The sequence below is a fragment of the Corynebacterium sp. CCUG 61414 genome, from assembly GCF_024453945.1.
Lineage (GTDB): Bacteria > Actinomycetota > Actinomycetes > Mycobacteriales > Mycobacteriaceae > Corynebacterium > Corynebacterium pseudogenitalium.
Window position 1 is genome coordinate 176204 of sequence record NZ_JAGPYU010000001.1, and the last position, 13555, is coordinate 189758.

A 13555-nucleotide genomic window follows, 5' to 3' on the forward strand; every position below is an offset into this window, starting at 1 on the left:
TGCGTCTGGAGGTGTGCAAACGAACAAGGATGTGAAGAAGGGAACGAAGTTATGCAGAAACCGTGCATGGACCAGTACCAGCTTGGCCGTCTAGGGGAAGATGCCGTACTGGAGGAGTATTTAGCGTTGGGCTACACGTGCCTTGGCAGGCGGGTGCGATTACGGCATGGCGAGATTGACCTGATTATGCAGGACTCTTACGGCACCGTGGTGTTCGTAGAGGTGAAAACTCGTCGTTTACCGGGGTTTGGTTCGGTTGAGGCGGTGCACGCGAAGAAGATGATGGCAATGCGTAACGCGGCTGCTGAGTGGTTGCGCAGCACTGAGGGGTTCTACGAAGTCCGGTTCGACGTCGTGGAGGCGATGTATCACGAGGACGGCTTCGAGTTTGAGTTCATCATGGGGGTCGAAGATGCCGCTTGCTAGTACGTTGAGTGCCACGGTTGAGGGCATTCGGGCGCGCATCGTACGCGTGGAGGCCAACGTCGGGCCAGGGTTACCAGGAATGCATATTGTTGGGCTCGCCGATGCTGCCGTGAAAGAATCCCGCGAGCGAATCCGTACCGCCTGCCGTAATAGTTCACTGCCGTGGCCGAAGACGAAGGCGATGGTGTCGCTGTCGCCGGCGCACCTGCCGAAGGCTGGTTCGCAGTTTGACTTGCCGATTGCGTTGGCGGTGATGGGGAGCCTAGATCCACGCGCTCAACGGGCACTATCGCGAACATTTTTTGTAGGAGAGTTGGCGCTGGATGGCAGCTTGCGGCCTGTACCGGAAGTGCTGCCGATGCTGCTGGCGGCCCAGGAGCTGCTTGTTCAGGAGGGTGGAATTGACCGCATTGTGGTTCCGCGCGCGAACGAGCACCAGGCACAGCTCGTGTCACGCGGAGACATCGTGCTGGCGGACTCGCTGGCGCAGGTGTGGGCGTGGCTGGTCGGGGAAGAGGTGCTTGAAGTAGCTTCTGTGGGTGCGCCAAGCATTGAGCAAGGACGACAGCTGGACTTTGCAGACATCGCAGGGCAAGGCCCCGAGCGAAGGATTATGGAAGTCGCCGCGGCCGGTGCGCATCACATGCTAATGATCGGACCACCCGGCTCAGGCAAGTCCATGCTTGCAGAGCGTCTCCCATCCATCCTCCCCGCAATGGACGTCGAAGAAATGGTCACGTCCACAGCGATTCACGCAGCTGCCGGGATCGCCGGGGGAGAGCTGATTGCGCACCGCCCGTTCATCGCGCCGGACCCGTCGCTTTCCAAGGCGCAACTCATCGGGGGAGGCAGCGGGATTCCTCGCCCCGGCGCGGTCAGTCAAGCCCATAACGGTGTGCTGTTTCTCGACGAAGCCTCTGAGATCGCGTCCGCTACCCTCGATGCGTTGCGCATTCCCCTGGAGAAAGGCGAGGTGCGCCTGCGACGCAGCAACCGCGACGTCGTCTTTCCAGCCGACTTCCAGCTCATCCTCGCGATGAATCCATGCCCGTGTGGAAAACCAGCGAACCGCTGTCGGTGCTCCGGGGCGCAGCGTGCGCGGTATGCGCGAAGTATTTCGGGTCCGCTGCGGGACCGGCTGGATATTGTCTGCAGGACTTCGCTGGATAACGCCGTGCTAAACCCAAACGGGGCAGAGTCTTCCACGGCCATCGCCCAGCGTGTGGCAGAGGCACGGGACCGTGCGGCACATCGGTGGCGGACGTGCGAGGAACACACGAACGGGGCGTTGACGAATGCGCGCGTGCCGGGGCCGTGGCTGCGTCGATACTTCCCGGCGGAAGATTCCGCGATGATGTTCCTCTCTTCGATGCTTGCGCGCGGGGAGGTCAGCCAGCGCGGTATCGACCGCATCCTGAAATTATCGTGGACCTTGGCGGATCTCACTGGTGCACAGTGCCCACACCTCGGGCACGTCGCTGAGGCCGTCGATCTTCGAGACGACCAGACCTTGCTTTCAGCACGTGAGGAGGCATCGGCATGAGCGCGCTTGAATCATGGGCCTACCTCAACCGTGTCATCGAGGGTCCGTCGACGGCGCTGTGGGCACTGCGAAACGAAGGCTATACCGCTGACGAAATCGCCGAAGGCGTGCGCACACGAGCGCCCTGGCTCGGTGACCTGGCCGCCGACACCGATGCGAGATACACCTGGGACCAGCCAGCAGAAGACCTAGCTACTGCAGCGGAGCATGGGTACACACTTATCACACCGGAATCGCCCGAGTGGCCTCGCGAACGGATTTATGACTCCTTCAATCTCGGCGCAAAGATGAGTCGGGATGGCGAAGGTGCTCCGATACGTGCAGACGGGGTTCCGCCACACGCCCTCTGGGTTCGAGGCAATACCAACCTGCCGGAGCTATTGGAAAACTCGATCGCGATCGTCGGCACACGAGCGCTGAGCGCATATGGGCATTCAGCCACCCGTGACATCGTGCATGGACTGAAGCGCTGGGGATACACTATCGTCTCCGGCGGTGCACTCGGTATTGATGCGGCAGCCCACGATGCGGCCCTCGAGGCGGGACTGCCAACTGTGGTGTTCGCCGCATGCGGGCCGGGTATCACCTACCCGAGGCGCCACAAACAGCTATTTGATCGCATCGTGGCGGCAGGGGGAGCGATCATCACCGAATACAGCCCTGGCATGGCCCCTGAGAGACACCGCTTCCTCACCCGGAACCGACTCGTCGCTGGGTTCACACAGGCCACGCTAGTAATAGAAGCCGCCTACCGCTCCGGAGCACTTAGCACGTTGCGCTGGGCGCAGTACTACCAACGCGGGACGCTCGCAGTACCTGGGCCGATAACCACCGCCGGATCTGTCGGCACCAACCTCGCCATCTATAAGGGGGAGGCCACGATGGTGCTCAACGCGACCTACGTCCACGAGGCGATCCGCCTCGAGAACGGACTGGATGCAGAACAAGAACTTGCGGACAACAATGTAGCTTCGCCCCTCCAGCTCCTGACCCGCACCGAGATGCGCATCTACGATGCCGCGCCAAAGCATCATCGCGACGGGCTTGTAGCGGAGGAGATTGCAGGTGCCGCCGCGCTATCCCTCCAAGTCACCATCAACACGCTCATTGAGCTGCAAGGCAAGGGACTGATCCAGCGGGAAGGCCAGCTGTGGCGACGAAGCGAGACAGCCAAACCCTAAGGCACCGATACAATACGGAGCATGAGTAGCAGCCACGATCAGTCGTCCACCCAGTTTCTTACCGCGGTGGACGACTTCATCGATTACTGCCAACACGTCAAAAACCGCGCCGCGGCGACCTGCAAGAGCTACAGATCGGATCTCACCACACTCGCGCCGTACACATCAGATCTCAACGCATTCACCATCGACGCTCTACGTCACTGGCTCGCCGACGCAGTCCAAGCAGGCAAAGCCCGCTCCACCATCTCGCGCCGCACCGCATCCGCGCGCGCCTTTTCCACCTGGGCTTATCAACACGGCTACATCGCAAAGGACGAAGCAGCCCGCCTGCGCACCCCGAAAGAACAGCGCAAACTACCCACCGTGCTCAGCGCCCCCGCTACCGAGGAACTCATCCGCCCCCACGGCGACACACCAGAAGACATCCGCGACACCGCCATCCTCGAACTGCTCTACGCCAGCGCAATCCGCGTCGGCGAACTCGTCGCCCTCAACATCGACGACCTCGACTTCCATACCAACACCGCAAAAGTCACTGGCAAAGGCAACAAACAACGCATCGTTCCCTTCGGAAACAACGCACACGAGGCACTCACCACATGGCTTCACGACGCCCGGCCAGCCCTCGCCAATAGTGCTAACGCGGGGGCCGAACCGCTGTTCGTTGGCACCCAGGGAAAGCGCATCGACCAACGCCAAGTTCGCCGAATCGTCGAGCGCGCCGGGCTGCAAGCGGGGCAGGCGAGTATCACGCCGCACTCGTTGCGACACACAGCGGCTACGCAAATGCTTGAAGGCGGCGCCGACCTACGAATGGTGCAAGAAATGCTCGGGCACTCTAGCCTGCAAACCACGCAGATATACACGCACGTCTCCTCACAGCGGCTCACGCAGATTTACAACCAAGCGCACCCCAGGGCATGAGCCTCTAACGGGTCGGCTTCAACCGAATGGTGGGCGTCGATAAGAGGGAAAGCGGATTGATGTAGGTGTCTTTCGCAATGAGTGCGCCCCAGTGCAGCCCGTCCTGGAGATGTGCCTGCGGCCCCGTCGGCCGTGCCAGCGTCCCAATCGCATCGCCGAGTTTTACTTCGTCGCCTTGCCGCACACGCGCGTGTACAGGCTGGTACGTCGTACGGATGCCATCTGGGTGATCAATACTGATAATGGGTGTGCCTGCTACCTTGCCCACGAAAGCGACTGTCCCGTTGTCTGCTGCTAGAACAGTGGCTCCGACGCGTAGCGCAAGATCAACCCCGCGATGCCCCGGCATCCAGTTCTTCTCCGGGATCTCTGCGGGCCGTGTAATCCGGGTTGCGTAGGGCAGCCCCGTGGTGGGGTCGACGTACGCAAGAGCCTGAGGCGCCAAGCACCACGTGCAAAGTAGGGGAGCAATGGCCGCGAGTAAGCGTGTGAACATGTGCATGTTGCCATTGAGCCCTGAAACCGCGGTAGTGGACAAGGCTGTGGGCATGCAGCCTGTGGAGAAAAACTGGCCTGTGGATAAAGCTCAGGGTTTGTGCAGGTCAAATTAGGTAATCGAGGGATAGTCGACTATGCTTGGCAAGGCAACTTTTCGAAGTTGACTACGCGCGCCGAATAACGCCAGCTCAGCGTTGGTCCCACAGTATGAGGGTGTTGAGCGGGTGCGGTGCTAGGGCGAGGGATAAAAACCCTTGCAGTACATGAACATTAACCGAACGAGATTACTCCAAAGGAGAAATTCCCATGGCAGTTGTAACCATGCGCGAACTCCTCGACGCAGGTGTCCACTTTGGCCACCAGACGCGTCGTTGGAACCCGAAGATGCGTCGCTTCATCTTCACCGACCGCAACGGCATTTACATCATCGACTTGCAGCAGACGCTGACCTACATTGACGAGGCTTTCGAGTTCGTCAAGGAGACCGTTGCACACGGCGGCACGATCCTGTTTGTTGGTACGAAGAAGCAGGCGCAGGAGCCTATTCAGGAAGAGGCTCAGCGCGTTGGTATGCCATACGTAACGCACCGCTGGCTCGGTGGCATGCTCACCAACTTCCAGACCGTTTCCAAGCGTATCGCCCGTATGAAGGAGCTCCAGGCTATGGACGCTGCTGAGAACGGCTACGCAGGTCGCGGCAAGAAGGAAGTTCTGATGCTGACCCGCGAGCGCCAGAAGCTCGAGCGTGTCCTCGGTGGCATCGCTGACATGACCAAGGCACCTTCTGCTCTGTGGGTTGTTGACACGAACAAGGAGCACATCGCGGTCAACGAGGCAGAGAAGCTGCGTATCCCGGTTGTTGCTGTTCTTGACACCAACTGCGATCCGGACGACGTCAACTTCCCAATCCCGGGTAACGACGACGCCATCGGCGCGGTCAAGATTCTGACCCACATCATCGGCGAGGCAGTCATCGCTGGTAAGCAGCAGCGCGAAGAGCGTCAGCTGGCTTCCGCACGTGAGGCTGCAGGCGACACCGACGCTAAGCACCAGGCAGAGGTTGCAGAGGCCGCTGCTCAGGCAGCCGCATCCGCTGAGGTTTCCGCTGCAGACGCTGCAAAGGCAGCTGCTGAGGCTGAAGCTGCTGCGCCACAGGAGGTTGCACCAGTCGAGCAGCCACACGCTGTTCGCGCTGCAGAGCAAGCTCAGCAGGCTAAGTAACTCCGCTCGCAGGACGCGCGAAACGTGTATCCTGCATAAGCGAGTGTGACACCCCGCGTCCTGTTCACGTCCTGGATTATGGGCGCGAATTGGGCGTGGGGTGTTTTGCTTGAAGCATAATTTTACGACGTATTTATCCACTACTGTACGAGGAGGATCGCCCGAATATGGCGAACTACACTGCTGCTGACGTAAAGAAGCTGCGCGAAACCACCGGCTCCGGCATGCTCGACTGCAAGAAGGCGCTGGAGGAGACCGGCGGCGACTTCGAGAAGGCTGTCGAGCTGCTCCGCATCAAGGGCGCAAAGGACGTGGGCAAGCGCGCAGAGCGCAATGCTCTCGAGGGGCTCGTCGCTGTCTCCGGCAACACCATCGTCGAAATCAACTCGGAGACGGACTTCGTTGCTAAGAACGACGAGTTCAAGACCATCGCTGGCAAGATTGCTGACGCTGCTGCAGCAGCGAAGGCAAACAGCCAGGAGGAGCTGGCAAACGCTGATGTCGACGGCGAGACTGCCCACGACGTTCTTGAGCGCCTCTCCGCAAAGATTGGCGAGAAGCTGGAGCTGCGCCGCGCTGCCACCATCGAGGGTGAGCAGCTGGCGAAGTACCTGCACCAGCGTTCCGCTGACCTGCCACCAGCTGTTGGCGTTTTGGTTGCTTACAAGGGCGACAACGCTGAGGCTGCACACCAGGTTGCGCTGCAGATCGCTGCGATGAAGGCTCGCTACCTCAAGGAAGAGGATATTCCGGCCGAGGTCGTCGAGAAGGAGCGCGCTGTTCAGGAAGAGATCACCCGCAACGAGGGTAAGCCTGAGGCAGCTATCGAGAAGATCGTCCAGGGCCGCATGGGCGGCTTCTTCAAGGACGTTGTTCTTCTGGACCAGCCGTCGCTTGCTGACTCCAAGAAGACCGTGAAGCAGTTCACGGAGGAGAGCGGCATTGAGGTCACCGACTTCGTTCGCTTCGAGGTTGGCCAGGCATAAGCCTGATGCTTTTTACCGTCGGCGTTGAGGGGGTACCCTCCGTCGGCGGTTTCTTTATGCCCGGTTGCTACAAACCGGACTGAGATCGCTAAGATCGGTCGAGAACAGAATTGTCCTCTACGGCTCGAATTGGCCAACTCTCAAGGAGTGTCCTCACAGTGTCAGAACTTGCGTCTACCCGCACAGGATTCAAACGCGTCATGCTCAAGCTGGGCGGTGAAATGTTCGGCGGTGGAAAGGTTGGTATCGATCCGGACGTCGTCGAAAGCGTCGCTGCACAGATTGTCGAAGTCGCCCAGTCCGGAACCGAAGTAGCGGTAGTAATTGGCGGCGGCAACTTCTTCCGCGGTGCAGAGCTGCAAAAGCGTGGCCTTGACCGTGCACGCTCCGACTACATGGGCATGCTCGGCACGGTGATGAACTGCCTGGCGCTCCAGGACTTCCTGCAGCAGAAGGGCGTCGACTGCCGCGTTCAGACCTCCATCAACATGGCACAGATCGCTGAGCCCTATTTGCCGCTTCGTGCAGTGCGTCACCTGGAGAAGGGGCGCGTTGTCATCTTCGGTGCTGGCATGGGAATGCCGTACTTCTCTACGGATACCACGGCCGCGCAACGCGCCCTGGAAATTGGTTGCGAGGTGCTCCTGATGGCGAAGGGGGTTGACGGAGTCTACGACGACGACCCTCGAACCAACCCAGACGCACAGCTCTACAGCGAGGTTTCTCCCCGCGAGGTGCTCGAAAAGGAACTCAAGGTTGCCGATGCCACCGCGTTTTCGCTGTGCATGGACAACAACATGCCGATCCTGGTGTTCAACCTGCTCAAGGAAGGCAACATTGCCCGCGCGGTATCCGGCGAGCAGATCGGTACCCTTGTTTCCTAATTAATCGGGCAGCCCAAAATGTTCGACGGTGCGCGCTACCGAAAGTAGCGCGCGTCCGCCAACTGTGACTGACCCAAGGTGGAGCGCCCCGACTGCGACAGCGGGGCTGCCCATCACATTGAACAGCGTGCACCAGGGCGTCCACACTGTTTGTTGGTAAAAGCTCTCATCCGGGGCGAGGGAAGAGAAGTAGCCAATTGGTGGGGGATCAAACGCAATCGTGGGGGTGAGCACGATATCGACGTCCCACTCGTGCTGTACGTGTCTTAGTAGGTGCGCGAAGTGGTCATTCGCTGAAAATAGTTCTTCTGGAGTTACTGCGCAACCTTGTGCGTGCATCCATGCGAGGTAGTGATTGTCGAGTGGCTCTACGTTGCGGAAGCTGCTCGTGATGCGGTGTCTGAAGTGCTCAAACGTTGATTGTGCATCCGCATAGGGGCGAAGAGACACTACATCATGGTGTTTCCCGAGCTCACGTGCAGCGGCCTCAAGGGCATCACCGCGGCTCGTTGAAACAGTGGTGTTGGCGAAGAGGCCGTCGATAAGTACTCCGATGCGCAGTTTGCGTACCGCGGTGGGGTGATGTCCGTACAACTCAAACTGGTCTGCGACGCTGCGCGTGATAAAACCATTCGCGACTGCCCCGCGTGTTCCAGGCTTGTAACCAACGGCACCGCAGGCTGCAGCCGGGACTCGCAAGGACCCTCCAGCGTCCGTGCCGTGTGCAGCACGGTACAGCCCACTGCCCACGAGCACTCCGGCGCCTGCTGAAGAACCACCGGGCGTGCACCCAGGGAACATGGGGGACTCTAAAAGTGGTGAGTGGACTTCTTCGGCGTAGCACGTCGCCCCTAGCTCGGCTGTCAGTGACTTTCCAGGGATGGCTGCCCCAGACTCAAGCAGTGCTGCGACGATTGGGCTGTGCTCTTCCGCGATGACGCTGCGTGACGGGTTGCCGTGCGTGGTGGGCATTCCAGCGACATCCGTTCCGTCTTTGATGGGGATTTGCCACGATGAAAGTCGGCCCTCAGCAGTGCGCAATGGAGTCGGGTGTGTATAGACCATCGCGGCACTGGCGGGGGAGTAAAGCATGGGGACAGTCTAGGCGTAACTTGCCTTGAATTCTGCCGTTCCCCGTCAAGCCACGACACGGCTGGGAGTGAAACGCTGGTAGATTAGTGTGCGACTTATTTGTCCCGAACGCTTTGTACAGAAGAAGTGGAGTAAAAATGATTGATGACGTGTTGCTTGATGCCGAAGAGCGTATGAGCGCTTCTGTCGATTTCACCCGCGATGACCTCGTAACGATTCGGACTGGTCGCGCTAACCCTGCCATGTTTAATGGCGTCATGGCTGATTTTTACGGTGCCCCAACCCCGATCAACCAGATGGCGACGATCTCTGTTCCGGAGCCACGCATGCTGCTGATCAAGCCGTACGACATGTCAACGCTCAAGGAAATTGAGACTGCCATCCGCAACTCTGATCTCGGCGTCAATCCGACCGATGACGGGCAAGTCATTCGCGTCACGATCCCACAGCTGACGGAAGATCGTCGCCGTGACCTGGTCAAGCAGGCCAAGCAGAAAGGTGAGGACGGCAAGATCGCTATCCGTAACGTCCGCCGCCACGGTATGGAAGCACTGAAGAAGATCCAGAAGGACGGCGACGCCGGCGAGGACGAAGTGCAGACCGCAGAAAAGGCACTGGACAAGACCACCCAGGGCTACGTGGCACAGATTGATGAGCTAGTTCAGCGCAAGGAAGCCGAGCTGATGGAGGTCTAAGCAGACCTTTCGATGAATAGAAAGCACCGCTACGTGAAACACTCGACAGATCAGTCAGGACCATCGGGCTGGCCCCGCATCGCGCCGCCCAAGCCGAAAAATGATGCGGGTCGCGATCTGCCAGCCGCCATCACGACCGGGGTCATCCTCGGCGCTGTGGTGATCGCTGCTGTGTGGGTTGGTCCTATGGCCTGGTATCCGCTTGTCGCCATCGCTGTAGCAGGTGGGATGTGGGAGGTGCTTACCCGTTTGCGGGAAGCGGGCTACCAGCAGCCGCGCACGCTGCTGATCATCCTCGGTCAGATCATGGTGTGGTCCTCCGCCGCCTACAAAACCGCTGGCGTAGTTGGCGCTTTCGCGTTCACAGTGCTGTTCCTGATGTTTTGGCGGCTGTTCGACCACGGCAGGCACCAGACACCGACCAACTATCTCCGCGACACCGCCGTGGGAGTGTTCGTCCTGGCGTGGATTCCACTGTTTGGAAGCTTCGCTGCGATGGTTTCGCTTATCGACGAAGGCTCCGTCAGTGGTTCAGCGTTCATTGTCGCGTTCATGTGCTGTGTGGTGGCGTCTGACGTTGGGGGATACGCTGCTGGCGTGATGTTTGGTGCGCACCCGATGGCGCCGGCTGTAAGCCCGAAGAAGTCCTGGGAAGGATTTGCGGGCTCGATGATATTCGGGATCATTGCAGGCGTCGCGGTGGTCACGCTACTGATCAAGGGCCCGTGGTGGATGGGGATCCTTTTGGGTGCCGCACTGGTTATGTGCGCCACTATGGGTGATCTCGTCGAAAGCCAATTCAAGCGTGAACTCGGTATCAAGGATATGTCCCAGATACTGCCTGGACACGGCGGAATCATGGATCGCTTAGACGGTATGTTGCCAGCAGCGTGCGCAACGTACATTCTGCTCAGCGCTTCCGCATTGATGAATCCGTTCTAACGTGCAAAGATGGGGCAATTATGACTGAGACCCCAACACTGCCACTTCTGACCCCAAAGTTTGGTATGCCGCCGAAGCACTTCGCTGATTTGTCGAGCGAAGAGCGCATCGAGGCCCTGAAGTCCCTTGGTCTGCCGAAGTTCCGTGCGGACCAGATTGCGCGCCACTACTACGGCAAGTTTGAAGCAGATCCCCTCACGATGACGGATCTGCCTGCCGCGCAGCGCGAGAAGGTAAAAGAGGCTCTTTTTCCGACGCTGCTGACTCCAGTACGTCGGGTAGAGACCGATGAGGGGGACACCACCAAGACGTTGTGGCGGCTGCATGACGGCATTCTCCTGGAGTCTGTGCTGATGCGGTACAAGGATCGCGCGACGCTGTGTATCTCCTCACAGGCGGGTTGCGGAATGGCTTGTCCGTTCTGCGCGACCGGTCAGGGCGGTCTCGATAGAAACTTGTCAACTGCGGAGATCGTCGATCAGGTGCGAGCTGCAGCAGCCATGATGCAGGAGGAAGGCTCCCGTCTTTCCAACATCGTCTTTATGGGGATGGGAGAGCCGCTGGCGAACTACAAGCGCGTGGTCAGCGCAGTACGCCAGATCACGAGTCCAGCGCCGCAGGGATTCGGGATTTCTCAGCGCAACGTCACTGTGTCAACAGTTGGTCTCGCGCCGCAGATTCGAATGCTTGCCGACGAAGGCCTCTCCTGCACGCTCGCGGTTTCCTTGCACACCCCTGATGACGAGCTGCGCGACACACTGGTGCCGATGAACAATAGGTTTTCCGTGCAGGATGTGCTGGACGCAGCCCGCTACTACGCGGATACAACAGGGCGCCGCGTATCGATTGAGTACGCGTTGATTCGTGACATCAACGATCACGATTTCCGCGCTGACATGCTCGGCAGGAAGCTGCATCAGGCGCTAGGGCCGCTGGTACACGTCAACCTCATTCCACTGAACCCAACTCCGGGTTCGAAGTGGGACGCGTCCCCGAAGGCGCGCCAGGATGAGTTTGTTCGTCGTGTGATTGCGCAGGGTGTGACGTGCACTGTCCGTGACACGAAGGGTCAGGAGATCGCTGCGGCTTGCGGGCAGCTCGCGGCGGAAGGCGAGTGACGTTGCGCCGAGTTTAGGTGCGCGAAAACGGCGCCACCCTCAACCTGTGAGTGGGGTGGCGCCGTTTATTGCTATTCGGTGTAAAGCGCGAAACTAGTGAATGCTCTGCTGCTGTGCACCGCGCAGTGTATTGAGACGCGCCGGATCGATGTTGAGGGCGCGCAGCTCGCGCTCATCGAGCTCGGCGTATGGGCCGGTCATTGTCTGCTGTGCGTAAATCCAGTCCGGCTCCTTGTGGCCAGCAGGCTTGTTGTGCGAGGTGACCGTGCGAACCTGGCTGAGCTTCGGCTGCAGTCCGTGGAAAATCAGTGCAACTGCAATCAAAACTGCAAATGCGAGCAGCCAAATCGTTTCTACGTGGCCGTGGTGGTTACCGAAGTTGTACGCGAGCAAGAAGATCACCGAGATCCACCCTGCGAGTTGAATCGTGCGCGGCTTGAACGCGCTCCACCCGAAGCGGGCGGAAGGGACGTCAGCTTCAGAAACGCCGTTATATACCTGTGGAGCTTTGTCCTGAGGGTGAGCCACTGCCATTCTCCTTGAGCTGTAGTCGTCCGCATCGGTTCGCACTATTGTGTATGCGCCCGACGGCGGACATGCTAAATCTGTGTGTACTGTGCATTATCTTTTCATATTGCAGGGCGCGATGGCACTGTGTAGCCCCCAATGAGTTCAAACTTTCGCATCATGTACGTGAGGGCCAGCGGGGGAGGTGCGCCTGTGGGTGCGATGTGTGGTGATGGGAATGACAGAGTATCCCCACGGTCGTATGTGCACATCTTGTGTATGCACCACGACGAGCGGTGGTCAAAAATACTTTAAGGAGAAACTAAGTATCTATTTTTGCCGTGACGTGCCACAATGGAGGTTGTGAAAAAGGTTCTGATTCTTGGATCGACAGGCTCTATCGGCACACAGGCTCTCGATATCATTCGGAAGCACCCTGAAGACTTTGAGGTTGTCGGCATCGCGGCAGCAGGGCACAACCCTGAGCTTGTTATCCAACAGGCACAGGAGTTCAATCTGCGCCCAGAACAAATTGCAGTGCAGCAGCTCGACCCTGCGAAAGACGTTTCTCGCGCTGTGGGTGATGTCATTATCACAGGTGAGGACGCCGCTGCGGTTCTTGTTGAAATGCAAGATGCAGACATCGTGTTAAATGCACTTGTCGGTTCCGCCGGTCTTGAGTCGACGCTTGCGACGCTTCGCAAGGATGGCGTGCTAGCTCTGGCGAACAAGGAATCGCTGGTCGCTGGCGGTCAATTCGTCATGGAGAAGGTGAAGCCTGGACAGCTCGTGCCGGTCGATTCTGAGCACTCTGCGATGGCCCAATGCCTGCGCGCAGGGAGCCGTGCTGACGTTTCACGGTTCGTCCTTACTGCTTCGGGAGGCCCGTTCCGGGGGTGGACCCGCGAGCAGATGATGGAGGCAACTCCGCAGCAGGCCGGGCAGCACCCGACGTGGTCGATGGGCACTATGAACACCTTGAACTCCGCCACGATGGTGAACAAGGGACTGGAGCTGATCGAGGCGACGCTGCTGTTTGGTATTGCGCCCGACATTATTGATGTCGTGGTGCACCCGCAGTCGATTGTGCACTCGGCTATCACGTTTGCCGATGGTGCGACGATTGCGCAAGCTTCGCCGCCGTCGATGATGTTGCCGATTTCCCACGCTCTTGCTTGGCCGGAGCGTATCCCGGGTGCACAGCCAGCGCTGGACTTTTCGCAGGCAAGTGAGTGGACGTTTGAGCCGCTCGACGACGAAGCTTTCCCCGCCGTGCGTCTCGCTCGGGAAGCTTCAGCGATGGGGGACCCATACCCAGCGGTGTACAACGCTGCGAATGAGGTGGCGGTGGAAGCATTCCTTGCAGGCAAGATTCGTTTCCCGCACATCGTTGACGTGATTGGATATGTCCTTGACGCGGCAGGGGCGTTTGCTTTTGCGCCGACATCTATCGAAGATATTCTTCACGTGGATGCTGGTGCACGCCGGGCGGCAAAGGAAGTAATCGCCCAGCTGTAAACCAGCCTGAAAGGCAA

The 13555-nt window shown here is 59.2% G+C and carries 14 protein-coding genes; 11 read left to right on the forward strand and 3 right to left on the reverse strand.

Features of this window, described 5'->3' with window-relative positions; translation table 11 throughout:
- Nucleotides 1–51: 51 nt before the first annotated feature.
- From KBX14_RS00805 to KBX14_RS00820, 4 genes are read left to right on the forward strand one after another with little or no spacing between them, the layout of a single operon-like run.
- Nucleotides 52–426, forward strand: coding sequence for a YraN family protein (locus KBX14_RS00805; RefSeq protein ID WP_083329535.1), 375 nt, complete (start codon nucleotides 52–54; stop codon nucleotides 424–426).
- Entirely contained in the window at nucleotides 413–1969 is a 1557-nt protein-coding gene (locus KBX14_RS00810) for a YifB family Mg chelatase-like AAA ATPase (protein WP_256041683.1), read from the forward strand. The genes KBX14_RS00805 and KBX14_RS00810 overlap by 14 nt, the downstream gene beginning before the upstream one ends.
- A complete protein-coding gene (locus KBX14_RS00815; RefSeq protein WP_071572509.1) occupies nucleotides 1966–3150 on the forward strand; it encodes a DNA-processing protein DprA in 1185 nt (394 codons plus the stop codon). The genes KBX14_RS00810 and KBX14_RS00815 overlap by 4 nt, the downstream gene beginning before the upstream one ends.
- Nucleotides 3151–3171: 21 nt before the next feature.
- On the forward strand, nucleotides 3172–4077 hold the full coding sequence (locus KBX14_RS00820; protein ID WP_252930795.1) for a tyrosine recombinase XerC: 906 nt from the start codon (nucleotides 3172–3174) through the stop codon (nucleotides 4075–4077).
- 4 nt (nucleotides 4078–4081) lie between these two features.
- Here KBX14_RS00820 and KBX14_RS00825 read toward each other — a convergent pair whose 3' ends face one another.
- The gene (locus KBX14_RS00825; RefSeq protein WP_143110510.1) at nucleotides 4082–4573 is read right to left on the reverse strand and encodes a M23 family metallopeptidase; all 492 of its coding nucleotides are present in this window, start codon (nucleotides 4571–4573) and stop codon (nucleotides 4082–4084) included.
- 308 nt (nucleotides 4574–4881) lie between these two features.
- Here KBX14_RS00825 and rpsB point away from each other — a divergent pair, with 308 nt between their 5' ends.
- From rpsB to pyrH, 3 genes are all read left to right on the forward strand, one after another.
- Nucleotides 4882–5796 (forward strand): 30S ribosomal protein S2, encoded by a 915-nt coding sequence (gene rpsB, locus KBX14_RS00830; RefSeq protein WP_070362281.1) that lies wholly within the window; start codon nucleotides 4882–4884, stop codon nucleotides 5794–5796.
- Between the two features lie 167 nt (nucleotides 5797–5963).
- Nucleotides 5964–6782: a translation elongation factor Ts gene (gene tsf, locus KBX14_RS00835; protein ID WP_070362282.1), complete on the forward strand. Its 819-nt coding sequence runs from the start codon at nucleotides 5964–5966 to the stop codon at nucleotides 6780–6782.
- A gap of 200 nt (nucleotides 6783–6982) precedes the next feature.
- On the forward strand, nucleotides 6983–7666 hold the full coding sequence (gene pyrH / locus KBX14_RS00840) for a UMP kinase (protein ID WP_256041763.1): 684 nt from the start codon (nucleotides 6983–6985) through the stop codon (nucleotides 7664–7666).
- Here pyrH and KBX14_RS00845 read toward each other — a convergent pair whose 3' ends face one another.
- Nucleotides 7667–8758, reverse strand: coding sequence for an amidase family protein (locus tag KBX14_RS00845; protein ID WP_252930797.1), 1092 nt, complete (start codon nucleotides 8756–8758; stop codon nucleotides 7667–7669).
- Nucleotides 8759–8895: 137 nt separating this feature from the next.
- Here KBX14_RS00845 and frr point away from each other — a divergent pair, with 137 nt between their 5' ends.
- Genes frr through rlmN form a run of 3 tightly spaced genes read left to right on the forward strand, consistent with a single transcriptional unit; the run spans nucleotide 8896 to nucleotide 11513 of the window.
- Entirely contained in the window at nucleotides 8896–9453 is a 558-nt protein-coding gene (gene frr, locus KBX14_RS00850) for a ribosome recycling factor (protein WP_070362284.1), read from the forward strand.
- A gap of 12 nt (nucleotides 9454–9465) precedes the next feature.
- Nucleotides 9466–10395, forward strand: coding sequence for a phosphatidate cytidylyltransferase (locus KBX14_RS00855; protein WP_083433144.1), 930 nt, complete (start codon nucleotides 9466–9468; stop codon nucleotides 10393–10395).
- Nucleotides 10396–10415: 20 nt separating this feature from the next.
- On the forward strand, nucleotides 10416–11513 hold the full coding sequence (rlmN, locus tag KBX14_RS00860; RefSeq protein ID WP_070478868.1) for a 23S rRNA (adenine(2503)-C(2))-methyltransferase RlmN: 1098 nt from the start codon (nucleotides 10416–10418) through the stop codon (nucleotides 11511–11513).
- Nucleotides 11514–11606: 93 nt separating this feature from the next.
- Here rlmN and KBX14_RS00865 read toward each other — a convergent pair whose 3' ends face one another.
- On the reverse strand, nucleotides 11607–12047 hold the full coding sequence (locus KBX14_RS00865) for a DUF2631 domain-containing protein (protein ID WP_070478870.1): 441 nt from the start codon (nucleotides 12045–12047) through the stop codon (nucleotides 11607–11609).
- 327 nt (nucleotides 12048–12374) lie between these two features.
- Here KBX14_RS00865 and dxr point away from each other — a divergent pair, with 327 nt between their 5' ends.
- Nucleotides 12375–13538 (forward strand): 1-deoxy-D-xylulose-5-phosphate reductoisomerase, encoded by a 1164-nt coding sequence (gene dxr / locus KBX14_RS00870; RefSeq protein ID WP_071572513.1) that lies wholly within the window; start codon nucleotides 12375–12377, stop codon nucleotides 13536–13538.
- The last annotated feature ends 17 nt before the right edge of the window (nucleotides 13539–13555 follow it).